16 protein-coding genes are annotated in these 26,464 nt (G+C 71.3%); 6 read left to right on the top strand and 10 right to left on the bottom strand.

Annotated elements, in window-relative coordinates:
- Positions 1 to 84 precede the first annotated feature (84 nt).
- Both IEY87_RS44315 and IEY87_RS44310 read left to right on the top strand, forming a co-directional pair.
- Complete coding sequence (locus tag IEY87_RS44315) at positions 85 to 726, top strand: hypothetical protein (RefSeq protein ID WP_189144914.1); 642 nt, start codon at positions 85 to 87, stop codon at positions 724 to 726.
- A gap of 270 nt (positions 727 to 996) precedes the next feature.
- Positions 997 to 1,884 (top strand): IS5 family transposase, encoded by an 888-nt coding sequence (locus IEY87_RS44310; RefSeq protein ID WP_225278251.1) that lies wholly within the window; start codon positions 997 to 999, stop codon positions 1,882 to 1,884.
- 596 nt (positions 1,885 to 2,480) lie between these two features.
- On the opposite strand, the gene IEY87_RS44305 is transcribed toward IEY87_RS44310, so the two are convergent.
- The 5 genes from IEY87_RS44305 to IEY87_RS44285 all read right to left on the bottom strand — a co-directional run bounded on the left by IEY87_RS44305 (position 2,481) and on the right by IEY87_RS44285 (position 7,802).
- Positions 2,481 to 4,052: an acyl-CoA synthetase gene (locus tag IEY87_RS44305; RefSeq protein ID WP_189144912.1), complete on the bottom strand. Its 1,572-nt coding sequence runs from the start codon at positions 4,050 to 4,052 to the stop codon at positions 2,481 to 2,483.
- Positions 4,053 to 4,064: 12 nt separating this feature from the next.
- Complete coding sequence (locus tag IEY87_RS44300; protein WP_225278250.1) at positions 4,065 to 5,396, bottom strand: MFS transporter; 1,332 nt, start codon at positions 5,394 to 5,396, stop codon at positions 4,065 to 4,067.
- Positions 5,397 to 5,525: 129 nt separating this feature from the next.
- Positions 5,526 to 5,984 carry a MaoC family dehydratase gene (locus IEY87_RS44295; RefSeq protein WP_189144910.1) on the bottom strand — a complete coding sequence of 153 codons (459 nt, stop codon included), beginning with the start codon at positions 5,982 to 5,984 and terminating at the stop codon, positions 5,526 to 5,528.
- Positions 5,981 to 6,874: an amidohydrolase family protein gene (locus IEY87_RS44290; RefSeq protein WP_308113020.1), complete on the bottom strand. Its 894-nt coding sequence runs from the start codon at positions 6,872 to 6,874 to the stop codon at positions 5,981 to 5,983. Before IEY87_RS44290 ends, IEY87_RS44295 begins: the two co-directional genes overlap by 4 nt.
- Before the next feature lies 1 nt (position 6,875).
- Complete coding sequence (locus IEY87_RS44285) at positions 6,876 to 7,802, bottom strand: SDR family oxidoreductase (protein WP_189144909.1); 927 nt, start codon at positions 7,800 to 7,802, stop codon at positions 6,876 to 6,878.
- 104 nt (positions 7,803 to 7,906) lie between these two features.
- Between IEY87_RS44285 and IEY87_RS44280 the strand changes: the two genes are divergently transcribed.
- Positions 7,907 to 8,740 carry a PaaX family transcriptional regulator gene (locus IEY87_RS44280; protein ID WP_225278249.1) on the top strand — a complete coding sequence of 278 codons (834 nt, stop codon included), beginning with the start codon at positions 7,907 to 7,909 and terminating at the stop codon, positions 8,738 to 8,740.
- 72 nt (positions 8,741 to 8,812) lie between these two features.
- Here IEY87_RS44280 and IEY87_RS44275 read toward each other — a convergent pair whose 3' ends face one another.
- Both IEY87_RS44275 and IEY87_RS44270 read right to left on the bottom strand, forming a co-directional pair.
- Positions 8,813 to 10,021, bottom strand: a complete 1,209-nt coding sequence (locus IEY87_RS44275) for a hypothetical protein (protein ID WP_189144908.1) — start codon at positions 10,019 to 10,021, stop codon at positions 8,813 to 8,815.
- A 144-nt stretch (positions 10,022 to 10,165) separates the two neighbouring features.
- Positions 10,166 to 11,236: a HesA/MoeB/ThiF family protein gene (locus tag IEY87_RS44270; RefSeq protein ID WP_189144907.1), complete on the bottom strand. Its 1,071-nt coding sequence runs from the start codon at positions 11,234 to 11,236 to the stop codon at positions 10,166 to 10,168.
- A 135-nt stretch (positions 11,237 to 11,371) separates the two neighbouring features.
- On the opposite strand from IEY87_RS44270, the gene IEY87_RS44265 reads away from it, so the two are divergent.
- A complete protein-coding gene (locus IEY87_RS44265) occupies positions 11,372 to 14,557 on the top strand; it encodes an AfsR/SARP family transcriptional regulator (RefSeq protein WP_189144906.1) in 3,186 nt (1,061 codons plus the stop codon).
- A gap of 111 nt (positions 14,558 to 14,668) precedes the next feature.
- Here the strand turns inward: IEY87_RS44265 and IEY87_RS44260 are convergent, their stop codons facing one another.
- From IEY87_RS44260 to IEY87_RS44250, 3 genes are all read right to left on the bottom strand, one after another.
- A complete protein-coding gene (locus IEY87_RS44260; RefSeq protein ID WP_189144905.1) occupies positions 14,669 to 17,722 on the bottom strand; it encodes a non-ribosomal peptide synthetase in 3,054 nt (1,017 codons plus the stop codon).
- Complete coding sequence (locus tag IEY87_RS44255; protein ID WP_225278248.1) at positions 17,713 to 24,045, bottom strand: non-ribosomal peptide synthetase; 6,333 nt, start codon at positions 24,043 to 24,045, stop codon at positions 17,713 to 17,715. The genes IEY87_RS44260 and IEY87_RS44255 overlap by 10 nt, the downstream gene beginning before the upstream one ends.
- Before the next feature lie 214 nt (positions 24,046 to 24,259).
- On the bottom strand, positions 24,260 to 25,153 hold the full coding sequence (locus IEY87_RS44250) for a bile acid:sodium symporter family protein (RefSeq protein WP_225278247.1): 894 nt from the start codon (positions 25,151 to 25,153) through the stop codon (positions 24,260 to 24,262).
- Between the two features lie 128 nt (positions 25,154 to 25,281).
- Here IEY87_RS44250 and IEY87_RS44245 point away from each other — a divergent pair, with 128 nt between their 5' ends.
- Positions 25,282 to 25,941: a hypothetical protein gene (locus IEY87_RS44245; protein WP_189144903.1), complete on the top strand. Its 660-nt coding sequence runs from the start codon at positions 25,282 to 25,284 to the stop codon at positions 25,939 to 25,941.
- Positions 25,942 to 26,187: 246 nt separating this feature from the next.
- On the top strand, positions 26,188 to 26,421 hold the full coding sequence (locus IEY87_RS44240) for a hypothetical protein (RefSeq protein ID WP_189144902.1): 234 nt from the start codon (positions 26,188 to 26,190) through the stop codon (positions 26,419 to 26,421).
- The last annotated feature ends 43 nt before the right edge of the window (positions 26,422 to 26,464 follow it).

Raw genomic sequence — 26,464 nt, 5'->3', positions numbered from 1 at the left:
CAAAGGCACTTTTCTCATGTGAACGATCAGCCCGGCTCAAATTCCCCGCGAAAGCCCGAGGCTAACACCTGACGGGAAGTCCCAATGGGAGAGTTCGTAATCGGGGTGGTGAGTTCGCTCGCCGCCACCGCGCTCGCCGTTGTGGGAGGTATGGCGCTGTCGCCTCGCGTGCGCTCCTGGCCAGCTCTACTTCTGTCCAGATTTACCGGCTTGGGAATCTCCCGGGTGCATCCGCGACAGCGCGTCGCCACCGAAGATCTCACAGCAGAACTCGGCAAAGCCCGCTGGGTACGGGTACTCGCAGGCCGAGGGAATGAACTCACCCGCGACGGGTTCGTGGCCCTGTGGGAGGACGAAGGACGTCGCCTAGAGTTCGTTCACGTACTGCTTCCCGATACTAACCACCCCTCCGGATCATGGCTGGAGTGGCGCGAGGACCAGATCCGGCGTATCGACCCGGGCTTCTCCCGCGGAATGCTGGCCGAGCAGGTCGACATCAACGCTGGATACGTCAGGGAGGTCGTCGCTGACAGGGACAACATTGAGCTGCGCCGCTACAACCTCCCCAACCTCCACCGAATAGTGATCACCGACCGCATCGCCTTCCTCACTCTCTACCGTCGAGCGGCCCACGGCCGCGACTCGCCCTGCATCGTGGCGCCCCGCCCCGGCCTGATGTACGACTACGCCCTTCAGCTCTTCGCTACGGCCTGGGACCATGCCTAGACAGGCGTGCCGTTAAGTGACGTGTTGGCCAGCCTCGACGGGTCCGGGACATGCGCGGGATGATCTTCCAGACGGCGCATGCGTCGCAAAGCTTCTGCACAGGTCAGAGCGTGTGCGCCAGCCCTGCGGCTACCCCTCTCCTAGGCCGTGTTTCAAAAGGGTCTTTGAGGGCTTGCGGCGTGGCGGTCCTCGATAAACGACGAGGTCTCCGGTAGTTGGTTCAACGACCAAGAAGAGCCAAGTACCGGAGACCTCGTGGCCAGCGTAGCGGTGACGAGGCGGCACGACCTGACCGATGTGCAGTGGGCAGCGCTGGAGCCGCTGTTACCCGCCGTCTCGGGCCGTGGTCGTCCGCCGAAGTGGAGCCGGCGGCAGTTGATCGACGGGATCCGGTGGCGGATCCGGACCGGCGCGCCGTGGCGGGACGTCCCCGAGGGGTACGCGCCTTGGTCGACGCTGTACGGCCGGTTCCGCCGCTGGCAGCGTGATGGCACCTGGGCCAAGATCCTGGCCGCGATGCAGGCGCACGCGGACGCCGCCGGAAGGATCGACTGGACGGTGAGCGTGGACTCCACCATCAGCCGTGCCCATCAGCACGCCGCCGGGGCGCGCCGGGACGGTCACCTGCAGAAGGAACCACCCGGCGGGGTGCAGAGCGAACCGGACGATCATGCGCTGGGCCGCTCACGCGGTGGGCTGACCACCAAGACCCACCTGGCTTGTGAACAGGGCCGCAAACCCCTGGCCCTGCTGGTGACGGCCGGTCAGCGCGGTGACAGCCCGCAGTTCATCCCCGTGCTGAGCAAGATCCGCATCAGCCGTCTCGGCGGCGGCCGGCCCCGGACCCGCCCCGATCGGGTCCTGGCCGACAAGGCCTACACCAGCAAGGCCAACCGCGGCCATCTGCGCCGGCGTGGGATCAAAGCGTGCATCCCGAGCAAAACCGACCAGGACGCCAGCCGGCGCGCCAAGGGCTCCAAGGGCGGGCGACCTCCCGCCTTCGACCCAGCCCTTTACCGCCGGCGACACGCTGTGGAATGCGGCATCAACCAGCTCAAACGCAACCGCGCCATGGCCACCCGGTACGACAAGCTCGCTGTCCGCTTCGAGGCCACACTCACTATCACCGCGATCAACGAGTGGCTCAGTGCCTTATGAAACACGGCCTAATGCGGGTGTCGAAGACCCTGCCGTGCGACTTCCGTTCCTCGGGCCTGACAGCCCTGCGGTACGGATCCACTTGCCGGGTACAGCAACCGCGCCTTACGTGATCACACGGCGGCGACCTACATTCACCGCTTCACCAGCGCGGGAGGCATCTGACAAGGGGTTCGCCCTTCCCTACAGATCAGAAGGTTACGGGTTCGACTCCTGTCGGCCGCACTCCGGTTCAAGAGCCCTCCGGAATGATCCCGGAGGGCTCTTGCGGATCTCGTACAGCAACGCGGGCCTACACGGGCGACCTTCTACGGTCGGTACGCGCCATGTCCGGGGCAGGCAGGGGGCACAGTCGGTGCGAGGCCGAGGAATAGCAAAGGTTGGCATGCCAAGCGGCATGGCCCAGGCGCCGCCGAGTTCGCCTCGGAGGCGGCGGACCCACCCTGTGGGGAAGACCTGCTCACGTCGCTCTTTGCTGATCTTCAACATGCCAAGGGAAGAAGCGCGCCGTTCTGAACCGCCGCGTGATTTTCGGGAGCCGAGCAGATCAGGACGGCGAGGCCGATAGGTCCGTTGCAGCAGGCGGCCGCCTCTGATCATCTTTGCTCTGGGGGGTTGGACGACGCGGTGGCCGGCGAGCGGGGTGGTGCCGCGCCCGGGGGCAGGGGCCGTGTTCTCAGTTCCGGCTTGTGGATTTTGCCTGAGCCGGTTCTCGGCAGAGCGTCCACGATGTCGACATGGACGGGAATCTTGTACTTCGCGAGCCGGGAACGGAGGAAGTCCGCCAGGTCGGCCGGGGTGAGGGCGACGCCGTCGCGGGGGACGACGAAGGCCCGGCCGACCTCGCCCCATTTCTCGTCGGGCACCCCGACCACGGCGGCCTCCGCCACGGCCGGATGCTCGAAGAGCACACCCTCCACCTCGGCCGGATAGACGTTCTCCCCGCCGGAGATGTACATGTCCTTCAGCCGGTCGACGATGTACAGGTGCCCCTCGTCGTCGAGGGTGGCGATGTCCCCGGAGTGGAACCAGCCCTCTTCGGTCAGCGCGGCGGCGGTCGCCTCCGGGTTGCGCCAGTAGCCGGGGGTGACGTTCGGCCCCTGGATGAGCACTTCGCCCGCCTCGCCGGCCTCGGCCTCGGTGCCGTCGGGCCGGACCACGCGTACGTTGGCGAAGAAGACCGGCACGCCGGCCGACCCCACCTTGCGCACGCTCTCGCCCGCCTCGAGGAAGGTGGCGCCCGGCGAGGTCTCCGTGAGTCCGTAGCCCTGGCAGAAGACCAGGCCCCGCTGCTGATACGTGCGGATCAACGCGACGGGGATCGCCGCTCCCCCTGACATGAGGGTCCGCAGGGAGGACAGGTCGGCGTCGGCCCACCGCGGCGACCGCGCGAAGGCGGCGAACATCGCGGTGACCCCGAACATCCAGGTGACGCGGTGCTTCTCGATGAGGTCGTAGCAGGAGTCCACGTCCCAGGACGGCATGATCAGCGAGGTGCCGCCCTTGAGGAAGGTCGGCAGCAGCGTCTGGTTCAGCGCCGCGACGTGGAAGAGCGGCGCGCTGATCAGCGTCACCTCGGTGCTCGCCACGTCGACGCCGGCCATGATGTTGAAGCAGTTCCACACCAGGTTGGCGTGGCTGAGCATCGCCCCTTTGGGACGGCCGGTCGTGCCCGAGGTGTAGAGGATGAGGGCGATGTCGTCGAGGGCGACCGGGGTGTCGATCGGCGTGGCGTCGCCCCCCGACAGGAAGGTCTCGTACTCCAGTTCTCCCGGCATCGGTGACTCCAGCGCCACGACCGTGCTCAGGCCCGGAAGACCGCGCACGGCCGTGGCGCACTCCGGCGCGTAGACGAGGACGGAGGCTCCGGAGTCCGCCACCATGTAGGCGATCTCCGGTGCGGCCAGCCGGAAGTTCAGCGGGACGAAGATCCCGCCGAGCAGGTGCGTGGCGAACATGGTCTCGACGAAGGCGACGTGGTTGGGGCCGAGGTAGGCGACCCGGTCCCCGGCCCGCACCCCGGCGTCGCGCAGACTCGACGCGAGCCTGGTCGTCCGCTCGTGCACCTCGGCGTGGCTGACCGCCCGGCCGTCGAAGACGAAGGCGGTGCGGTTCGGGCTCATCAGGGCCCGGCGGGCCGGCCAGCCGCCCAGTCCGGCGTTACGCATCGGTGACTCCTGTCAGGTGGAGGACGGTTCGGCCGGCGCCGCCGGGGCGACCTCGGCCAGGTCGTGGCGGCTGGTCTCGCCCAGGGCCAGGAGGCAGAGCACCGTCAGCAGGCAGCAGGCGGCCACGATCACCGAGATCATCATCGTCCCGCCGCCTCCGGTGGACGCGTCGAGCTGCGCGAACAGCAGGGGGGCCAGGCCGGCGCCGAGCCCGGCGAGCTGGTAGCCCAGCGAGGATCCGGTGTAGCGGCTCCTGGTGGCGAAGACCTCGGTGTACAGCGCGGCGAGCGGGCCGTACATCATCGGGTGGATGACCGCCTGGCCCAGCACGAGCGCGAGGGTCAGGACGGCGACGCTGCCGGCGTTCACCATCGGGAAGAGGGCGAAGCCGAACACGGCCATGAGCAGTGCGCCGGCCAGCACGACCGGGCGGCGTCCCACCCGGTCCGACAGCGCCGACCACCCGAGGATGCCCAGGACGGCCAGCGCCGACGAGAGCGTGAGCGCGTTCAGCACGTCTGGCCTGGCGAAGCCGGCCCGCACGCCGTAGGCGATGAGATAGGTGGTCAGCGTGCCCTGGGCCACGAAGGCGGACAGGCCGACGCCCACACCGAGCAGGAGGGTCCTCGGGTGGTTGCGGAGCACGTCCAGCAGCGGCGCCCGGGTGCCGCGGTCCGCGGCGGCGGCCTGAAACACCGGGGTCTCCTCGACCCGCAGCCGGACGAACAGGCCGACCGCCAGCAGGACGACGCTGATCAGGAACGGCACCCGCCAGCCCCAGCTGAGGAACGCCTCCTCGCCCAGGACGGCGGCCGTGCCGCCGAGCGCCGCGGTGGACAGCACCATGCCGAAGGGGGCTCCGGCGTTGGTGAAGCTCGCCCACAGTCCGCGGCGGCTGGTCGCGTGCTCGGCGGACATCAGCACGGCCCCGCCCCATTCACCGCCGACCGCGACGCCCTGCAGGACCCGGAGCAGGATGAGCGCGATGGGCGCGAGGGCGCCGATCTGCGCGTAGGTGGGGAGCAGGCCGATGAGGAAGCTGGCGACGCCCATCAGGGTCATGGTCATCACCAGCATGCGCTTGCGGCCCAGCCGGTCGCCGAAGTGACCGAAGATCACTCCGCCGAGCGGCCTGGCCAGGTAGCCCGTGGCGAAGGTGCCGAAGCTGGCGACCGTCGCCGTGAGCGGGTCGAGGGAGGAGAAGAAGACCTTGCTGAAGACCACGGCCGAGGCGGTGGCGTACAGCAGGAAGTCGTAGTACTCGATGACGCTGCCCAGGAAGCTTGAGGCGACCGCGCGTCGGAGCTGGATCCGGTTGGGGGGTGTGACTGACAGGTTCGGCATGACCGAGCTCCTCGTCCGGGAGCGAGCTGAGACGCTCGCTTGCTTGCCCCGGAGGTTAGGCATATTTCTAACGGACGTCAACGGTTTGCCCAATATGGCGAATGTGCGCGGGCCGTACGTCTCGCCCGTTCAGGCGTAGTGACGGTAGATCACCCGCGCGACGCAGGCGGGCTTGGCGGCGCCGTCGACCTCCACGGTGAAGTCGAGCAGCATCTGGACGCCGTCACCGGGGACGTCCTCCACCGACACCACGGCGGCGGCGAGGCGGATCTTGGCGCCGACCTTGACGGGACTGGGGAAGCGGACCTTCTCCAGTCCGTAGTTGACGCTCATCGTCACGCCCCGGATGTCGAGCAACTCGGTGAAGAGCGGGATGACCAGGGACAGGGTCAGATAGCCGTGGGCGATCGGACCGCCGAACGGCCCGCCCTTCGCCCGCTCGGGATCGACGTGGATCCACTGGTGGTCGTTGGTGGCGTCGGCGAAGGTGTTCACCCGGTCCTGGGTGATCTCCAGCCATTCGCTGTGGCCGAGGTCCGTCCCGGCGAGCGCCTTGATCTCGCCGAGTCCGTGCACCGTCGTGGTCATGATCGTGCCGTCCTTTCCTGCGCGCACAGCCCGAGCAGGCGCGCGGCGTTGTCCTTGAGGATCCTGGGGCGGACCTCCGGCTTGATCTCGAGCTTGTCGAAGTCGGCCAGCCAGCGGTCCGGGGTGATCACCGGATAGTCGGATCCGAAGAGCACCTTGTCCTTCAGCAACGTGTTCGCGTACCGGACGAGTTGCGGCGGGAAGTACTTGGGCGACCATCCGGACAGGTCGATGTAGACATGGGGCTTGTGCGTGGCGACGGCCAGCGCCTCGTCCTGCCAGGGGAACGACGGATGGGCCAGGATGATCCTCAGATCGGGGAAGTCCGCGGCGACGTCGTCCACCAGCATGGGATTGGAGTACTTCAGCCGGATCCCGCCCCCGCCCGGGACGCCCGCGCCGATACCCGTCTGGCCCGTGTGGAACAGGGCGATCGCGCCGAGCTCCTGGATCACCTCGTAGAGGGGATAGGCCATGCGGTCGTCGGGCGCGAAGCCCTGGAGGCTGGGGTGGAACTTGAAGCCGCGCACGCCGTACTCCTCGACGAGCCGGCGCGCCTCGCGGACGCCCGCCCGGCCCTTCCACGGATCGACACTGGCGAACGGGATCAGCACGTCGGGGTGCTCGGCGCAGCTCTCGGCGACCTCCTCGTTGGAGATGCGAGGGTGGCCGGTGGCGTGCTCGGCGTCGACGGTGAACACCACCGCGGCCATGGCGCGCTCCCGGTAGTAGGCGGCCATCTCGGGGATGGTCGGCCTGGGATGCTCCTTGAAGTACTTCTCCGAGGCGCCGAACAGCTCCGCGCTCAGCGAGACGTGCCCGCCGGCGGAGACCTCGGCGTGCGTGTGCACGTCGATCGCGACCAGCTCGCCGACGTCCATGCGCGGCATCTCAGCTCTCCGCCGTCTTCTGGCCGGGGACCTTGGGCGCGGGCACGCCGTACGTCTCGAGGTCGGCGCCGACGCCCGTCCGCCAGGAGGCGGCGATCGCGTCGGCCGTCCAGCCGCCGTCGGCGTAGGCCACCGCCTTCTCGCCGGGGTGGGACCAGAGCGCCAGCCGGTCGCCGCCGATGCCGATGGCCTGGCCCGTCACCTCGGCGGAGGCGTCAGAGGCGAGGAAGGTGACGAGCGGGGCGACGTCCTCGACCGTGCCGAGGCCCTCGTCCTTGCGCAGCCACTGCGGGAACGGCTGCCCGGTCCGCTCCGACTCCTCGATGATCGGGGCGAAGACCGGGATCGTCTTGGTCATCTCCGTGGCCGCCACCGGGACGATCGCGTTCACCGTGATGTTCGCCCTGGCCAGCTCCATCGCCCAGGTCCGGGCCATGGCGACGATGCCCGCCTTGGCGGCTGCGTAGTTGGTCTGGCCGAAGTTCCCGCGCTGACCGGCGGGCGAGGCGACGAGGATCAGCCGGCCGCCCGCCCCCTGCTCGCGCATCCGCACCGCCGCCGCGCGGGCGCAGGTGAACGTGCCCCGCAGGTGTACGTCGATCACCGCGTCGAAGTCCTCGTCGGACATCTTCCACAGGACCCGGTCGCGCAGGATGCCCGCGTTCGTGACCATCACGTCCAACCGGCCGAACTCCTTGACGGCCGCGGCGACCAGCCGCTCGGCGGCCTCGGCCGAGCCGACCGGGGCGACGACGGCCGTGGCCCTGCCCCCGTTCGCGATGATCCCGTCGACGACTCCCGCCACCGAGTCGCCGTCCAGGTCGTTCACGACGACCGCCGCCCCCGCCGCCGCCAGCGCCTCGGCGTAGGCGCGCCCGAGGCCACGACCCGCGCCCGTGACGACGGCCACCTTGCCCGACAGATCCATGTACCTCACCTTTCATTGGCAGCGTGACACCGCCGAATCTATGGCACTTATGTGACTACCGTCAAAGATTTGCATGACATGGAGAACCGTCTACCCTTTGGGCTGTGACCCTCGACGGCGAAGACGACCCGGCAGCGCAGCTCCCGCGCCCGCAGTCCCTGATGTTCAGCTTTCTCGGCATCTACGTGCTGCACCGCGGCGTGGCCGTCTACTCCGGCAGCGTCATCGACGTGTTCGCCCGCCTCAACGTCTCCGAGGAGGCCGTACGCTCGACGCTCGCCCGCATGGTCAAGCGGAACCTGCTGACCCGGCACCGCCGAGGACGAAAGGTGTACTTCGGGCTCACCCCGCACGCCGCGGACGTGCTGAAGGACGGGCGCAGACGGGTGTGGGAGACCGGTGCGGTGAACCGCGACTGGGACGGCACCTGGACGCTCGTCGGGTTCTCCCTACCGGACAGCCGGCGCAGCACCCGGCACGACCTGCGCTCCCAGCTGATCTGGAACGGCTTCGGCCTGCTGCAGAACGGGCTGTGGATAGCGCCGGGCGAGAAGGACGTCACCGACCTCATCGCCTCGCTGGAGCTGGGCGACCACGTCACCGTGCTGACCGCCGGCGCGTTCAAGCCGACCGAGACCGCCGACCTCGTCAGGAAGGCCTTCGACATCGAGCGGATCGCCGGACGCTACCGGGCGTTCCTCACTCAGTGGGACGTGCCCCGGCCGCTCCCCGACGCGCCGGACGACCTCGCCCGCCAGTTGCTGCTGCACACCGACTGGCTGCAACTCGTCCGCCAGGATCCCCACCTGCCGGCCGAGCACCTGCCCCCGGACTGGCCGGCCATCCGGGCCGAGCAGGTCTTCCAGACGCTCGCGCGGGAGTACGAAACACGCGCCGCCGAGCATGCCGCCGCCATCCTGGACGAGCTTCCCGTGTGAGCCCGCTCACCGGTGGCGAGGGAGTTCCGTCACCGGCGTTCGCTTCGAGGGACCAGGTTCGGGAGCGTGACCTCACAGGAGTTCGCCGGCCCGGCGCAGGCGGCGCTCGCGGAGGGCGAGCAGCGGCGGGAGGCCGAGCCGCAGCCCGACGTACAAGGTCACGACGAGCGCCTCCCAGAAGCCGGCCGAGCCGATCCGTCCCCCGGCGAACTGAGCCGCGCTCCACTGGGCCAGCGAGAGCATCAGCGGCAGCATGACAGTGAGGAACAGCCAGGTCATGACGGCGATGCCCGCCACATAGAGGAGCGCGAACCAGCGGGCCATCGCGCGGTCCCGCGCGCCCGCGCCGGCCAGTTCGGTCATCTCGGGCCCGGTGAGGCGGAAGATCCGGTTCTTCACGGTCAGCCAGGTGGTCCGGTAGAGGTTGTGGCAGCGCAGCGCGTTGGCGAGCAGCGCGTACGAGTCGCTGCGCAGCGGCAGGGCCGCCCACTGCCACACGATGGCGACGATCCTGAACAGGACCACGGCGGCGAGGAGGTCGTCGAGGCCACCGGGCGGGGTGAGCGTCCGCAGGCCCAGCGCGGCCGCCACGACCACGGTCTCGATGGCCATCCCGGCCAGGTACACCCCGTGCCGGCGGTTGCGCGGCACCGCGACGATCTGGGTCAGGTCGGTCTCGTAGACGATGTACATGCCGCGGTAGCTGACCCGGAAGGTCGCGGGGACGCCGATCGCCCGTCCGGCGAGCCAGTGCCAGGCCTCGTGCAACGCGCCGAACGCGATGCCCAGCACCAGCCAGCCGAACACGGACAGCCCCGGGCTGGGCAGGAACCACGCGTCCTGCCAGGAAGGACGCAGGTCAGGACGGGTCAGGAGGACGGCGAGCACGAACAGGAGCGCCGCCGCGTAGAACGACCAGCCGGTACGCCCGAAGAGGCGGGCCGCCGCCGGGGGGCTGATTCCCTCGATCCACTTGATCTGCCGGCCGGCGGGCGTGACGGTGCCGTCCGGGGCCGCGGCCGGGTCGAGCAGGCCCGCGGCCGTGAGACCGTCGATGAAGTCATTCCCGTCGACCGGTTCGCCGGCCACCTCGCTCGCCCGTGCCGTCGCCTCGGCCGCCGAGCCCGTCTCCCGCAGGGTGGTGACGAAGACCGCGCCCGGCTCCGGCACCGCGACGAAGACGCCCAGATCCGGCCGTCCCAGAACCCAGGCCTCGCCGTCGAAGGCGACCGTGAGCCGTGCGGCCCGCTCGCGTAGGTCAGCGTCCAAAGCCGCGCTCATCTTCTCCTCCACCTTCACGTGCGAGGGGGCCGCACTCCCCACCGAAGCGGAGTGCGGCCCCGGATCATCAGGAGTCCGACCCCGGGTCCGCGTCCACGGTCAGGCGGGTGTTCTCGATCCGCACAATCTCGATCTTCATATGGGTCACCTCCCTCCGCACACGTCACAGGTGGGATTGCGTGGCCACTCAGTACGACTCGTGGCGCAACCGCCCGCGAAGTCGATGATGAGCGGCCGACCGGCGTACGCCGGTGGCTCGAATCCGGTCAGGTAGCGCAGCACCTCGAACGCGCCGAACGCCCCCAGAAGGCCGGCGACCGGGCCTATGCCGCGGTTCGGCCGGGGCCCGTTGCGGTAGAGGCGGATCGCGGCCAGGTCCGGATCGTCGGAGTCGGGCTCGGCGTTCGGGGGCACGCAGGCGCGGCAGGCGCTGACCCCTGGCGCGACCGACCAGACCGTCCCGGAGGTGACCCACATGCCGCCTCTGACGAACGGCACCCCGTGCCGTACGCAGGCCGCGTTGACCCAGAGGTCGATCTCGCCGGGCCGGTCGATGCCGGAGGCCACCACGTCGGGCCCGGTACGTCCGACGAGTTCATCGAGTTGCTCCGGGTTCTCCACGCCCAGGTCGATCGTCTCGACCTCGATGGACGGGTCGAAGGCGCGAACCCAGTCCGCGGCGCGCGCCACCTTACGGGAGCCGACGTCGTCCCAGCGGTAGAGGTACTGCCGCGCGAAGTTGCGCGGGTCCACGGTGTCGCGGTCAAGGAGCGTCATCCTGCCGACGCCGAGCCCGGCGAGGTGGGGGATGGTGTTGGAGTTGAGACCGCCGGTGCCGAGCACCAGCACGTGCGACTCGCGGAGCCGTCGCTGCAGGTCCTCGCGGCTGCGGTCAAGACAGCTGAACGACTCGAAGAAGGCCAGGTTGCTGAAGTACCGTTCGGTGTCGGCGGGCTCCAGCCGGTCGAGACGGTCGCCGTCCTCCAGCAGCCGCTCGGCGTCGAACGCCGCGACGGCGCCCTGGACGTCGGCCTCGTCCAGCGACAACTCGTCCGCGAGTTCGGCGACGGTCCTGCCGCCCTCGCCGAGCAGACCGAGGAGCTTCTCCACCGTCCCGTCGGGGTCGGTCAGAACCAGCTGGTCGCGGGGGTCGTGCACCAGCCGCAGCTCATCTCCGACCCGCTCCCAGGCGATGCCTTTGAGTCGTGGCCTCATCGGCGCATCAGCCAATCTCTGAGATGGGATTTGGCAGCACTGTGGCAGCCGTGCGCATGGATTCCGCACGGATCCCGCACGGGTCCCGCACGGGAAGAATTGATCTCCAGGGAGGGGTGGACTACCGTCTGGTCGGTGTTCTCTCCCGATGTCCGGTTCTTCCTCCTCGGCCCTCTGGAGATCGCCGTGAACGGCCGGACCGCGCATCTGACCGGCAGGCAGCGGGGGCTGCTCGCGGCCCTGCTCCTGGACGCCGGGCGCGTGGTGTCCGTGGAGCGGCTGGCCGAGCACCTCTGGGGCGACGACCTGCCGCCCTCCGCCCCGGCACGGCTGCGCGCGCTGATCGCGGAGCTCCGGCGGGCGCTCGGCCCCCGGGGACGGGACGTCATCCTCACCCGAAGCCCGGGATACCTGCTCCGCGCGGAAGCGGGCGCGGTGGACGCCGAGGAATTCGCCGCGTCGGTGGAGAGCGCGCGGCGGGCCACGGAGGACGGCCGGCATCCGGACGCGGCTGACCTGTACGACCGGGCTCTCGCGCTGTGGCGCGGTGACCCCTTCGCCGATCTGGCCGGCCCTGCCGCCCAGGTGGAGCGCTACCGGCTGGAGGAGCTCAGGTGCGAGGCGGCCGAGGGTCACGGCGCGGCGCTGCTGGAGACGGGGCGGAGCCGGGCGGCCATCCCGGGGCTCACCCGGCTCCTCGCCGAGCAGCCGCTGCGGGAAAGGCCGCACGCCCTGCTCATGCGGGCCCTCCGCGACGACGGTCGCCTTCCCGACGCGCTTGAGGTGTACCAGGATTTCCGGACTCGGCTCGTACACGATCTCGGTGTGGAGCCCAGCGGCGAGCTGCAGCTCCTGCACCAGCGGATGCTCGGGGGAAGACCGGCGGCCGAGACCGCCAGGCCGGTGCCGGTTCCCCGCCAGTTGCCGCCCGCGAGCAGCCGCTTCGTCGGCCGCGCGGAGGCGCTCCGGCGGATGGACGCCGACCGGGTGACCCTCGTGGTCGGCCCCGCCGGCGTGGGGAAGACCGCGCTGGCGATCCACTGGGCGCACGCGGCGAGCGGACGCTTCCCTGACGGGCAGTTGTTCCTCGACATGCGGGGCTTCGACCAGCGGGAGCCGATGTCGCTGTCCGAGGCGCTGCAACTGCTGTTGCAGGGGTGCGGGGTGGCGGCGCAGGACATACCGGTCGAGCTGGACGCTCAGATCGCCCTCTACCGCTCCTGTCTGGCGGGACGGCGCATGCTGGTGATTCTGGACGACGTCGCCGAGCCGGGGCAGGTGCGCGCGTTGCTGCCCGGTGACCCCGGATGCCGCGCCGTCGTGACGAGCCGCTACCGGCTGGGCGGCCTGGCGGCTCTGGACGGGGTCGAGCGCCTCACGCTGGACGTGCTGGACCGCGAGGAGACGCGCCGGCTGCTCTCCCACGGCCTCGGCGAGGACCGTCTGCTCCGGGAGCCGGACGCCGCCGAGGAGCTCATGGCGCTCTGCGGCCGGCTGCCGCTGGCGCTGTCCATCGCGATGTCCTGGATCGGCGACCACGAGCACCGGATGATCGCCCACTACGTCCGCCAGCTCGCCGACCGGGGACGGCTGGTGAGGTTACGCGTGGAGGGCCACGAGAGCGTCGCCGTCCAGGCGGCTCTCGACCTGTCGCACCGGGCGCTGCCGCCGGCGGAGCGGCGGATGTTCCGCCTCCTCGGCGTGGCGCAGGGCGGCCACCTCTCCGCGGCGGCCGCGGCCGCTCTGGCGGGAACGGGCCGCGAGCGGGCGGAGGACCTGCTCGGCGCCGTGGCCCGGATCCACCTGATCAAGGAGACCGGCCCGCAGCGGTTCGCCGCGCACGACCTGGTGCTGGAGTACGCCGCGCAGCGCAGCCTGGAGGAGGACTCCGCCGCCGAGCGGGAGGCCGCCGTCCGGCGGCTTCTCGACTACTACCTGCGTACGGTCATCGGCGCCATCGCCGTGGCCGGCTTCGAGGTCCCGGAGCTCGCCTACGACCAGGCCCGGCCGGAGGTGACCCCGACGACCTTCGATACCGCGCCGGACGCGCTCGACTGGCTCGACACCGAATGGGACAACCTCGTGGCCGCCGTGTCGCACGCGGCCGCGCAAGGGCCGCGGCCGTACGCCTGGCTGCTGGTCGAGGCCATGAAGGACGTCCTGCATCACCGGCGGACCCGCGGCGACTGGCTCCGGCTCGCCGAGCTCGCGCTGGCCGCCGCCGAGAAGGAGGGCGACCTCAGAGGGCAGGCCGCGATGTGCCACTCGATCGGGCTGGCCCGATGGCGCATGACCGACCTCACAAGCGCCATGGACCATTACGAACGCGCGCTGGCGCTGTCCCGGCGGGCGGCGTGGCCACAGGGGGAGGCCATGGCGCTCCAAGGCAGCGGTGTGGTGTTCAAACAGCTGGGAGAGCCGCACAGGGCCGTCCCGCGATACCGGCGGGCCGTGGAGATCCATCACGCGCTGGGGTCCAGGCACGGTGAGGCACGCGGACTGAACAACCTGGCCTCGGCCCACCTCATGCTCGCCCAACTGGACCGCGCCGAGGAGTGCCTGCGGGCCGGCCTCCCCCTGACCGGCGAGTCCGGCGACCGGCATCTCCAGACGCTGACCCTGGTCAACCTCGCCCTCGTCCGCCAGAAACAGGCCCGCCTCCCCGAGGCGCTGGAAGCCCTGGACGAGGCGCTGGCCCTGGCGCAGGCCGCCGGTCTGCGGTACGCCGAGGCGGTGACGTACGAGACGTTCGGCTGGACTCATCATGATGCGGGCCGGTACGAGCAGGCGATCGACGCCTTCGGCCGGGGCCTGGCCATCGCCGAGGAGGTCGAGAACAAACGGTGCCAGATCGCTTCGCTCACCGGCATGGCGGGAGCGGAGCTGGAGCTCGGCCGGGCGGACGCCGCGCTCGCCCGCCTCGACGCCGCGCTGGAGCTCAGCCAGAGCACGGGGACGGACCTGGACCAGGTGCTGCTGAGCCGTGCGGAGTTCCACTACCGCCAGGGCCGGTTCGCGCAGGCGCGCCATGAGGTGGACCGGCCGCTGACGTTCAATCCCCTGGACCTGCCACGACTGCACGGCCTGCTCGCCGCCGTCCACCTGGCGGAGGGCGACCGCGAGCAGTGCGTCCAGGCGTGCGAGCAGGCCCTGGAGCTCGCGCGGCGATCCGGGCAGCGGCTGGAGTACGCGCGCGTCCTGATGACGCTCGGTCACGCCCTGAAGGGCGAGGGAAGGGAGCACTGGGAGCAGGCTCATGAGCTGTTCACGGCCATCGGCGCGCCCGAGCGGGCGAGGACCGCGGCGCTGCTGGCCCCGTGAACCCGTCCGTTCGGCCCGGCCGGTGCGTGCGCTGACACCGGCGAGGACATCGAGATCGGCCATGGGGCCCACCGCGTCACTGTTCCGGCGCGCACGTGAACGGCCCCGGCGTCAGCCTTCCATCAGGGCCGCGGCCTCCTCCTCCGACAGCTGGTCGATCTCGGCCGCCAGCCGCTCCTCCACCGCCGCCGCCAGCCGGCGGACGGTGCGGGTCTGGAAGAGGAGGTTGAGCGGCAGCTCGATCTCCACCTCCGAGCAGATCCTGGCGACCACCCGGGTTCCCAGCATGGAATGCCCGCCCAGGTCGAAGAAGTCCTCCTCCACGCCGAACCCGTCCTGGTCGAGCACCTCGCTCCAGATCTCGTACACCAGCTCCTCGGCGGCCGTGCGCGGCGGGGAGGCGTCGGCGGCGGCCGTGGGGACGGGGGCGGGCAGGGCGGAGCGGTCGAGCTTGCCGTTGGGCAGCCTGGGGAAGGTGCCGACGGCCAGGTAGAAGCTGGGGATCATGGTCGACGGCAGCCGGTCCTGCAGATAGGCCCGCAACTCGGCGACGGGGGCGTGCTCGTCCACGTACGCCACCAGGGCGCGGCCGCCCGGCGCGTCGTCGCGGACGGCGGCGACCGCGCGGGTGACTCCCGGATGCGCGGTCAGGGCGGCCTCGACCTCGCCGAGCTCGATGCGCACCCCGCGTACCTTCACCTGGTCGTCCACCCGGCCGACGAACTCCATGACGCCGTCGGCCAGGCACCGCACTAGGTCGCCGGTCCGGTAGAGGCGGGCGCCGGGCGGGCCGAAGGGGTCGGGGACGAACCGCTCGGCGGTGCGGGCGGGCTGCCGGTGGTAGCCGCGGGCCAGCCCGTCGCCGCCGAGCCAGAGCTCCCCCACCACGCCGGCCGGCACCGGCTCCAGGGCCTCGCTCAGCACGTGGGCGGCGGTGTTGGCGACCGGGCGGCCGATGGGGACGGCGTGCTCGTCCGGTCGCGTCAAGTGGGTGAGCGACCAGATGGTCGTCTCCGTCGGGCCGTACATGTTGTGCACCTCGGCGGCCACCTCCCGCAGCCGCCGGGCGAACGCGGGGCCGAGCGGTTCGCCGCCGCTCAGCACCCGGGGCAGGCCGGCCGGGAGCTCCCCGATGATCTCCTCCAGGACGGACGGCGGCGCCTGCACGGTGCGCACGTCCGTCTCGGCCAGGAGCGCGCCCAGCCTGCCGCCCGGCGGGGCCACCACCACGGCGCCGCCCGACAGCAGCGGCCCGAAGAGCTCGAGGGCGGCGATGTCGAAGGACATCGGGGTGAGCAGGAGCATGCGTTCGGCCGGGGTGAAGGCCAGGCTTGTGATCAGGTTGACCACGCCCCGGTGCGGCACCATGACGCCCTTGGGAACCCCGGTGGAGCCGGAGGTGTAGATGAGGTAGGCCAGGTGGTCGGGTGAGACGCGGGGCAGCGGCCGGTCGTCCGGCGGGCTCTGCGCCAGGTCGGTCAGGACGGGCACGCCGGGCAGCCGTCCGGCCAGCTCCGGCGTGGTCAGGGCGAGCGCGGTCCCTGCGTCCGCCAGCATGAAACGCAGCCGTTCCACCGGATAGCGCGGGTCGAGCGGCACGTAGCAGGCGCCCGCCTTGAGCACCGCGAGCAGCGCGACCACCAGGTCGCCGCCGGGCGGGAGGCAGACCGCCACCGGCGACTCGACCCGGACGCCGCGGGAGACGAGCACCCGGGCCAGCGCCCCGGCCCGCTCGTCGAGCTCGCCGTAGGTGAGCGTGCGGCCCTCGTGCGGGACGACGACCGCGGCCGCGCCGGGCGTGGCGGCCGCGCGCCCGGCCACGAGCTCGTGCAACGGCAGGGCGGGGTACGGCGACCGCGGCCCGTGCCAGGAGCTCCCCGTCTCCCCCGCGGGCATCAGCGGCAGCCGCGACAGCGGGCGGGCGGGGTCGGCGGTGGCGGCGTCGAGCAGGGCGAGGAACCCCTCGGCCAGCGTGGCGATGGTGGCCGGGTCGTAGAGGTCGGTGGCGTACTCCAGCCAGCCGCTCAGGTCACCCTCGGCGTTCTGGAGCTCCAGCGTGAGGTCGGTCTTGGTGGTGCCGGTGCCGATCTGGCCGCGCACGTCGTACGGAAGCTGGTTGAAGGCGATCTGGTAGAGCGGGGTGCGGGAGGGGTCACGCGGCGGGTTCAGCTCGCTGACGATGCGGGCGAAGGGCACGTCCTGGTGGTCGAGCGCGTCGATGACGGTGGTCCGCACCCGGTCCAGCGCCTCGGCGAAGGACGGGTCGCCGCTCAGGTCGGTGCGGAGGGGGAGGGTGTTGACGAACATGCCGATGAGCGGGCTGAGCTCGGGCTGGTCGCGTCCGGCGACGGGCGAGCCGATCACCACGTCGCTCTGCCCGCTCCAGCGGGCGAGCAGGGCGGCGAACGCGGTGAGCAGCACCATGAAGGAGGTGCTGCCCGTGCGCCTGGCCAGGGCGGCCACCCGCCCGGTCAGCGCGGCCGGGACGGTGAAGGGGTGGTTGGCGCCCGCGTGGCCGAGCTCGGCCGGTCGCGGGCGGTCGGAGGGCAGCTCCAGCGGCACCGATCCGGCCAGGCGCTCGTGCCAATAGGCCAGGGACGCCTCGAAGCGCTGCCCGCGCTGCCAGGCGGCGTAGTCGGCGTACTGCACGGCCAGCTTGACGAACCGGGGCTCCCGGTTCTCGCGCAGCGCGTGGTACGCCTCGGTGAAATCCTCGGTGAAGATCTGCATCGACCAGGCGTCGAAGACGGTGTGGTGGGCGACGAGCACCAGCCGCCACTGTCCCTCGCCGAGCCACACCAGCCGGGCCCGCCACAGGGGCGCGCCGTCCAGCGCGAACGGCTCGGCGGCGTCGGCCGCGGCCAGGGCGGCGAACTCCCCGGGACGGCCGGACAGGTCGGTGCGGGCCAGCCGCACCACCGCCTCGGGGGCGATCAGCTGCACGACCTCCTCGCCGCGCAGCTCCAGGCGGGTCCGCAGCGGCTCGTGCCGCTCGGCCACCACCCGCAGCGCCCGCTCGACCAGGCCGGGCTCGACCGTGCCGAGCCGTTCCAGCGGGGAGACGCCGGCGATGTTGTAGAGCGGCACGCCGGGCAGCAGCCCGGTGAGGAACCAGACGCGTTCCTGCGCGTACGAGGCGGCGAAAACGTCTTCGGTCACAGGCATGCGCGTATCTCCTGGGTGATCGGCTCCAGCGCGCTGACCTCGCCGATCGTGGCCAGCCAGTGCCACTGGTCGAGCGCGTGGTAGAGCCGGTAGAACGCCAGCCGCTCGGCAAGGTCGCCGGGCAGGTCGCCGTACCCCTCGTAGAGGGCGCGGCGGCGGAGCGGGTCGTCGCGGACGGCGAAGTAGTCGGTGCGGGCCAGGTCCATCAGGGGGTCGCCGCCGAGCGCGTTCTCGACGTCGATGAGGCCGGTCAGCTCCCATCGCCCGGCGCGTTCGGCGACCATGACGTTGCGTTCGTGGAAGTCGTGGTGCAGCAGGACGGGCGTGGTGCGGCGGGCCAGCAGGTGGCGGTCGGCGCGCAGGCGGGCGACGAGCGCCGCGTGCAGGGCGGGGTCGCCGCCGAACTCGGCGAAGTGGGCGGCCTTGAGTTCGAACTGGCCGCCGACGTAGGCGTCGTTGGTGGGCTCGGGCACGCCGTCGAGCGGGCCGAACGCGGGCACCGGCACGCTGTGCACGGTGCGCAGCAGGCGGCCCATCTCGCGGTAGAGCCGCTCGACGGTCTCCCGGTCCAGGCCCGCGGAGACCTGCGAGAGCGGCCGTCCCGCCACCTTGGTCATGATCAGGTACGCCTGGGGCAGGTCACGCCTGGAGTCGTCGGCCCGGACCACGGCGGGCGCGGCCGCGCCGGTGCCGCCGAGCAGCTCGTAGACCTGCCGCTCCTTGCGCATGCGCTCGGTGAACAGCCCCGGGTAGAGCTTGACGATCAGCTCGCGGTCGCCGGTCCTGACCTCGTAGACGGCGCTGATCTCGCCGCCGGTGCGCAGCAGCACCTTCTCGACCGGCTCCCCGAGCAGCTCGCTCGCCTTGGCCGCGCTGAGCGGCATGGTGAGCGCCTTGGCGAAGGCTGGAGCGCTCCAGGCGAGGCTGACGACGTTGCCCGCCCGCTCCCGCAGCGCCCGTGCGCCGACCAGGTCGTCGGGGTCCGCCTCCGGCACCGCCTCGTCGAACCCGGCCAGTACCGGGATCCGCATGGCCACCAGCGCGAGGACGGCGATGCCCAGGCCCAGCAGGACGTACATGAACGCGATGCCGCGCCCCTCGCCCACGCCGATCACCGCGCCGACGGTGTCGGCCAGCGCGCCGCCGGGCAGGAGCAGCGGCTCCAGCAGCCGCTCCCCGAGCGGGGCGACCACGGCCATGCCGACCGGGAGCGTCGACCAGGAGATCATCTGGTTGAACGCCATCACCCGGCCGTGGAAACGCTGCGGCACCTTCACGTGGATGATCGTCATGAAGACGCCGTTGACCACGGACAGGCTGCACCACAGCCCGAACGCGCCCAGGCCCACGGTCAGCGGCGAGGCGTACGCCCCGATGACGACCGCGAACAGGCTGAGCAGCAGGGTGCCGAGCAGCACGGCGCGCATCCGGCGGCGGCGCGGCCCGCCCCACAGCGCGACGATCACGCCGCCGAGCGTGGCGCCCAGGCCGCCGACGAACGAGATGCGGCCGGCGGTGTCCAGATCGGCGAACGACAGCACCAGCGGCGAGATCGACATCAGCACCGCGGCCAGCATGACGTTCAGCACCGCGAAGTAGAGCAGCGCGGCCCGCAGGTGGCGGTTGCCCAGCGACATGCGGAACCCGGCGGCGAGCTCGGCGGCCAGCGTCTCGCGCCGTTCCAGCGCCATCGTGGCCGGGAAGCGGATGACCGCCAGCGCGGCCAGCACCACGGCGAAGCTGACCACGTCGATCACCAGGATGCCGCCGAGGCCGATCCCGGCCAGCAGCGCGACGGCCAGCAGCGGGGCGACGAACTGGGAGGTGCCGACGAGCATCTGCACCACGCCGGCCGCGTGCCCCAGGTAGCGCTTCGGCACCAGTTGCGGCAGCGCGGCGGTGTAGGCGAGCCGCTGGAATACCAGCATGACCGAGAGCAGGGTGATCAGCGGATAGATGTGCCAGGTGGCCAGGGCGCCGGTCCACAGGAGCACGCCGAAGGCCAGTTGCACGCCGCCGGCCAGGCAGTTGCCCAGCACCATCATGGGCCGTTTGCCGTGCCGGTCGACGAGCGCGCCGATCAGCGGGGCGGCCAGCACGCCCGGCATGATCGCGAGCGCGACCAGAAGGGCGAAGTTCAGCAGGGAGCCGGTGGTGGTGTAGACCCAGATCGGGATGGCGAAGTCGGTCACCGCGGTGCCGACCATGGACAGGAGCTGGAACGCCGAGACGGCGAGGAACCGGCCCATGCTGGGCTCCGGCGCCCGCCCCCGGGGCGACGGCACCCGCTCGCGGGGCGATGGCACCCCTCGCTTCTCCCTGGCCTCCTGCCCGTCTCCGGCTTCCCGCCCGTCCTCAGCTTCCCGCCCGTCCTCGGTCGAGGTCTCCTCGACCCACCACCCGGCGGCGGGGCCGCGGGCCTGGCGACTCAGCTCGGCGGCCGAGCCGTACTCCATCGCGATGTGCGTGTTGGTGAGGATCTGGGCCAGGTCGTCGGCGCGGTACTTGAGGTAGTAGTGGCCGGCCTCGTCGAGAACCGCCAGCGCGGTGGTCCGGGACAGGAAGTGCCACTCGCGATACCGCTCGCGGTAGTAGTCGGTGGCCGGATCCTGCTCGCCCACGACGGCGATGACCGGGGCGCGCAGCGGCTCCGCCCGCTCCGACAGCATGCGGGTGAAGGACTCCTCCGCGATCAGCGTGTCCCGCCGCTGGTTGCGGACCATGAACCTGACCTGCTCCTCGTCCAGGCCGGAGATGTCGTTGCCCATGGCCTTCATGCGGTTCTCGTAGGAGCGGTCGCCCCGCAGGCGGTCGGTGCGCAGCAGCCTGCCCAGCGGCCCGGCGATCCGGCCGCGCGGACGGGCGAACGGGAAGATCGCGCCGATGTAGACGGCGACCGGCTCCCGGCCCCGGGCCTCCAGCCGCCGGGCGACCTCGGCGGTGACGGCGCCGCCGATGCCGCAGTGGCCGTACAGGGCGATGGGGCCGTCGATGCCGTCCAGGATCTCGTGTACGGCCTGCTCGATGACCTCCTCCAGCGGCATCACCGGCTCGTCGGGGCGGCCGGGGTCGTGGCCGGGGAAGGCCATGGAGTACAGCGCGCACTCCTCGGGCAGGGCGTCGGCCAGCGGTTGGTAGACCAGGGCGCTGCCGCCGCCGTACGGGAAGCAGACGAGGGTGAGGGCGGGGGTGAGGGGCGAGCGGGTGAGGCGGTGCAGCAGCTCGCGCGGCCTGTCCTCGGCCGGGGCGGGGCCCTCGATGAGCCCGGCCAGGGCGCGCACGGTGGAGTGCCGGAACAGGTCCATGACGCCCACCGAGCGGCCTTCGGCCGGGGCCAGCAGCGTGCGGAGCCGGGCCACCACCTGGATGGCGACCAGCGAGTGCCCGCCGAGGTCGAAGAAGTCGTCGTCGGCCCGGATGCCGGGCACGCCGAGCAGCTCGCTCCAGATCCCGGCGACAGCGATCTCCGCGGGGGTGGCCGGCAGGGCTCCGTCGCCGCTCGACCGGGTGGGAGCGGGCAGCGCGGCACGGTCCACCTTGCCGTTGGGGCTGAGGGGCAGCGCCTCCAGCCTCACGTAGGCGGTGGGCACCATGTGGTCGGGCAGGATCTCCTTGAGCCGGGTGCGCAACCCGGTCACGTCGGCGCCGGTGACGACGTAGGCCACCAGGCCGTCGGCGCCCGCCACGACCAGCGCCTCGCGTACGCCCGGCTGCTCGCGGAGCACGGCCTCGACCTCGCCCGGCTCGACCCGCTGGCCGCGGATCTTGATCTGGCCGTCGGCCCGGCCGAGGAACTCCACGGCGCCGTCGCGGCGCAGCCGGGCCAGATCGCCGGTGCGGTAGAGGCGCGAGCCCGGCGGCCCGTACGGGTCGGCCAGGAAGCGTTCGGCGGTCAGGCCGGGCCGATCGTGGTAGCCCATGGCCACCTGGACGCCGCCGATGTACAGCTCTGCGGCCACGCCGGGCGGCACGGGACGCAGCCGCGCGTCGAGGACGTGGACGCGGGTGTTCTGCACCGGAAGGCCGATCGGTATCCGGCTCTCGCCCGGCACGCAGCGCCAGGCCGTCACGTCGACGGCGGCCTCGGTCGGCCCGTAGAGGTTGTGCAGCTCCACGTGCGGCAGCCGCTCGAAGAGCCGGGCCGCGACGGCGACCGGCAACTCCTCCCCGCTGCAGATGACCCTCTTCAGCGACACGCAGCGCTCTACGTCCTCCTCCTCCAGGAAGGCGGCGAGCATCGACGGCACGAAGTGCATGGTCGTCACGCCGCCCGCCACGACGAGGTCGCGCAGGTAGGCGGTGTCGCGGTGGCCGCCGGGCGCCGCCACGACCAGGCGGGCGCCGGTGATGATCGGCCAGAAGAACTCCCAGACCGACACGTCGAACCCGGCGGGCGTCTTCTGCATCACCGCGTCGGCGCCGGTCAGGCCGAAGCGGCGCTGCATCCAGTCCAGGCGGTTGACGATGCCGGCGTGGGAGTTCGGCACGCCCTTGGGGCGTCCGGTCGAGCCGGAGGTGTAGATCATGTACGCGGGACAGGCCGGGGTCAGCGGCGTGTCCGGCAGGTCCTCCCGCTCGCGTACGCTCTCCTCGCGCACCGTCTCCTCTGGCAGCAGGATCGCGGCCCGCGCGTCCCGCAGCATGAAGTCCAGGCGTTCACGGGGATAGTCGGGGTCGAGCGGCACGTAGGCGGCGCCGGCCCGGACCACCGCCAGCAGGCTCACGACCAGGTCGAGGGAGCGTTCCAGGGCGACCGCGACCCGGACGCCCGGTCGCGCGCCCAGGTCGCGTAATCGCCGGGCCAGCTCGCCGGAGCGCCGCTCCAGCTCGGCGTAGCTGAGCCGCTGCCCGCCGAACTCCAGGGCGACCGCGTCGGGCGTACGGGCCGCCTGCTCCTCGAACAGCTCCCCCAGCGTCCGGTCCGCGGGGTACGGCACACTCGGCCCGGCCGCGAGGGCCAGGACGCGCTCGAGCTCCTGCCCGGTCAGCATCTCCAGGTCCGACACCCGCCGGTCCGGATCGGCGAAGGCGGCGCGCAGGAGCGTTCCGAATCGGACGCCGAGCTCCTCGACCGTGGCCTCGGCCAGCAGGTCCCGGTTGTAGACGAACAGGCCGTCGAGCCCGCCGTCGCGCTCGGTGAGGAACAGCTCCAGCTCGAAGGGGGCGGCCGTGGCCGTCAGCGGGTACGGCTCCGCCGCGAGGCCCGGCCAGGCGGCGCTGTCCGCGTCATAGCTGCGCAGCGCCAGCGCTGCCTGGAACACCGCGGTGCGCGAGACGTCCCGGGCCAGGCCGAGCTCGCCGACGAGCTGCTCGAACGGCAGCCGCTGGTGCTCGAAGGCGTCCAGCGTGCTCCGCCTGACCCGGGTGAGCAGCTCGGCGAAGGTGGGGTCGCCCGCCAGGTCGGCGCGCATGGCCAGCATGTTGACGAACATGCCGATGAGGGGTTCGAGCTCGCTGCGCGGGCGGCCGCCCACCGGTGTGCCGATCGCGAAGTCGGGCCGGCCGCTGTGCCGGCCGAGCAGCACCTGGTAGACGGCGAGGACGACCATGAAGAGCGTCGCGTCGTGCTCGCGGGCCATGCCGTGCGCGGCGGCCAGCGCGTCGGGGCCGAGCCTGAAGCTGTGGGAGCCGCCTTCGAAGGTGGCCAGCGCGCCGCGCCGGCCGTCCAGGGGCAGGTCGATGGGCGGCACTCCGGCCAGCCGCTCGCGCCAGTAGGTCAGGTCCGCCTCGTCCGCCGGGCGGCCGCGCTGCCACACGGCGAAGTCGCCGTACTGCAGGGCGAGCTCGGGCGGCTCCTCCCCCGCGTAGACCGTGCGCAGCTCCCCGGCCAGGATCTCCAGCGACCAGCCGTCGCCGGCGATGTGGTGCAGGGCTACCAGCAGGATGTGGTCGTCGTCGGCCAGCCGCACGAGCAGGGCGCGCAGGGGCGGCTCGGTGGCGAGGTCGAAGGGACTGGCCAGCTCGGCGCTCAGGAGCTCACGGGCCGCCGCCTCGTCCGGGGCGCTCAGGCGGCGCAGCTCCGCCTGAGCGGTGCCGGCCACCTCGACGCGGGGGCGGCCGTCGGGGTCGGCGGGGAAGCGGGTGCGCAGGATCTCGTGCCGGGCCACGACCGTTTCGAGGGCTCGGTGCAGCCGGTCGGCGTCGAGGCTCCCGCGCAGGCGCACCACGTAGGGGATCGTGTAGGCGGCCGTGCCGGGAGCGAACTGCTCCATGAACCACAGCCCCTCCTGGGCGTGGGTCAGGGGGATCTCCGCGTCGGCGGGACGGCGCGGGATTCCGGTCGGCTTGCCGTTCGACCTGCGGCGCAGGCGTTGCTCCAGCAAAGCTCGTTTGGTGTCTGAGAGGTGGGCCCCACCTGAGGAAAGCTCCGCCGAGGTCGCCAACTACCGCCTCACCTTCTGTGGTGAATGTCACATTAACGAGATTTGTCCATACCGTGACGGTGAAGTCAAGCGGGTGCCGACACGAGCTGTCCGCGATCGAAAAGGCGTCCTGTCCGCCCAGGTCGGACGCTTGACGTCGCTGGTCCGGCTCCGTTCAGCCGGCGGCCGGCAGCCGGTCGTCGGGCTCGGTCACGCGGCGGCGGACGAGGTAGCCGAAAACCAGCGTGGTGCCGAACATGAGCACCCCGTAGACCGCCGGCGGCACCGCCATCGTCGAGTTGGCCAGCAGCGACGGGCTGAGCGCGATCGTGATGGCCAGGGTGCTGTTGTGGATGCCGATCTCCATCCCGGAGGCGATCGCCTGCCGCCGCTCCACCTTGAACAGGCGTGGCAGCCAGTAGCCGACGGTCAGGCTGATCGCGCTGAACAGCACCGCCACCAGCCCGACCGAGGCGAGGTAGCCGCCCAGCCGCTCCCGCTCCTGCACGATCGCCCCGATGATCACCGCGGCCAGCACGATCGCCGACAGGATCCTGACCGGCTTGTCCATCCGGTCCGCGAACCTCGCGCTGAGACGCCGTACGATCATGCCGATCGCGACCGGCACCAGCACGATGGCGAAGACCTGCACCACCTTGTCGGCCTGCAGGCCGATGTCCGGCCCCGACCCCACGAAGTAGTCCAGCGACAGGTTGACCACGACCGGCAGCGTGAACGCGGCCAGCACCGAGTTCACCGCCGTCAGGCTGACGTTCAGCGCCACGTCGCCGCCGAACAGGTGGCTGTAGAGGTTGGCGGTCGTCCCGCCGGGCGAGGCCGCGAGCAGCATCATCCCGGCGGCGAGCAGCGGCTCCAGCCCGAACAGCACGACCAGCCCGAAACAGACGGCCGGCAGCACGAGCAACTGCGCGACCAGGGCGATGACCACGGCCTTGGGGCGGGTGGCGATCCGCGCGAAGTCCTGCGGCGCGAGCGACAGACCCAGCCCGAACATGATCAGCGCGAGCGCGGCGGGAAGCATGACTGTGGTGAGAACGGACTGCTGCAAGGGGGAACCACCGTTCCTCAGGGCGAGAACCGCTGCCCTTGTCTAACAGCCCGATCCCTCCCCGATCAATACATCCACCCCATTCGTAACCACCCCTCATGTCAGGGCCATCTCCTAGAGTGCTCAGCATGATCTTCAAACGTGTGGCGCTGATCGCCGGATTACTGGGCGGCGCAGTCTTCGGGTCCCCGCAGGCCCTGGCCGAGGACAACGTCGGTCAGCCGTCGCCTGCCCAACTCCGGGCCGCGCTGCTTCAACCCACGGACCTCGGCTCAGACTTCGTTCGCCGCAAGATCAGATACAGGAAGCCTCTGCTGGACCGCGATTACGTGCACACGAAGGCGTGCGCCCAGGCGGTCAACCGGGTTGCGCCGCTCTATCGGAGCAAGACCGCGACCTGGATAGTAAGGGGCGAGCTGGCGGAGGGAATCAACCAGTTCATCGTGAGCGGAACTGCTTCCCGAACGGCCGCGCTGGAGCGTGCGGCCAAAGTCATGGTCCGCGATTGTGCCAAGGGCCGGGCAGCCCGCCTCAAGAAGGACCCGGGCGCGACGGCCACCATCACGAAACTACCGGTCGGCAAGCTCGGCTCCGGCATGAGATATCGCTTGATGGAACCGCGCAACAGCGATGACCCGACCATGGTCGTCGACATGGTGATCATCAGAGTCGAGAACACCTTGATCGCGCTGGAGTACTCGTGCTTCTACACCGAGTACGATCCCGACCTCACCAGGTCCGCCGCCAAGACGGCCACCGCCAAGCTTCAGAAGGCGCTGAAGCAGTAGCCGTCAGCACTGGGCGGACCTCGTCGAGGACGTCCGCGCCCACTTACCCCTGTCGCACCAGACGGAGGGCGCGGACGGGCTTACGTGGCGACCTGCTGACCAGGCTCACCCTACTGATCATGTACTGATGACCGGACGGTGATACCCACGCCATCAGGCCCCTGGACGCCTGTCCCTCCGATCCGGCCGTCAGACGTTACGTGGCAGGCATTGTCACAGAGGGCTCGGCATCCATACGGTTGCGACATGACATCCGAGGTGCTGGTGACCCTTCCGCCTCAGGGCCGTGATTGGTACAACGATCCGGTCGGCGTGGGCGCAAGAGGCGGCTGCAATCAGCATGGCATCTCCTGCCCTAACTCGATCTACGCCAGCGTGGTGCTCCGGGACGGCGGAAGCGACGACGTCCGCTGGGCCGTGTGCCGACGCGGCCTGATCGCCCTCAAGGGCGACGACCTCATCCCCGGAGAGGCGCCATAGATCACCCGCCCACCGGCGAGACCGGGCACGCCCGGTCAGGCGC

The sequence above is a fragment of the Nonomuraea glycinis genome (assembly GCF_014646515.1).
In the GTDB taxonomy this organism is placed as follows: Bacteria; Actinomycetota; Actinomycetes; order Streptosporangiales; family Streptosporangiaceae; genus Nonomuraea; species Nonomuraea glycinis.
Note: the sequence above shows the minus strand (reverse complement) of the source record. Positions and strands in the feature narration are given on the sequence as shown.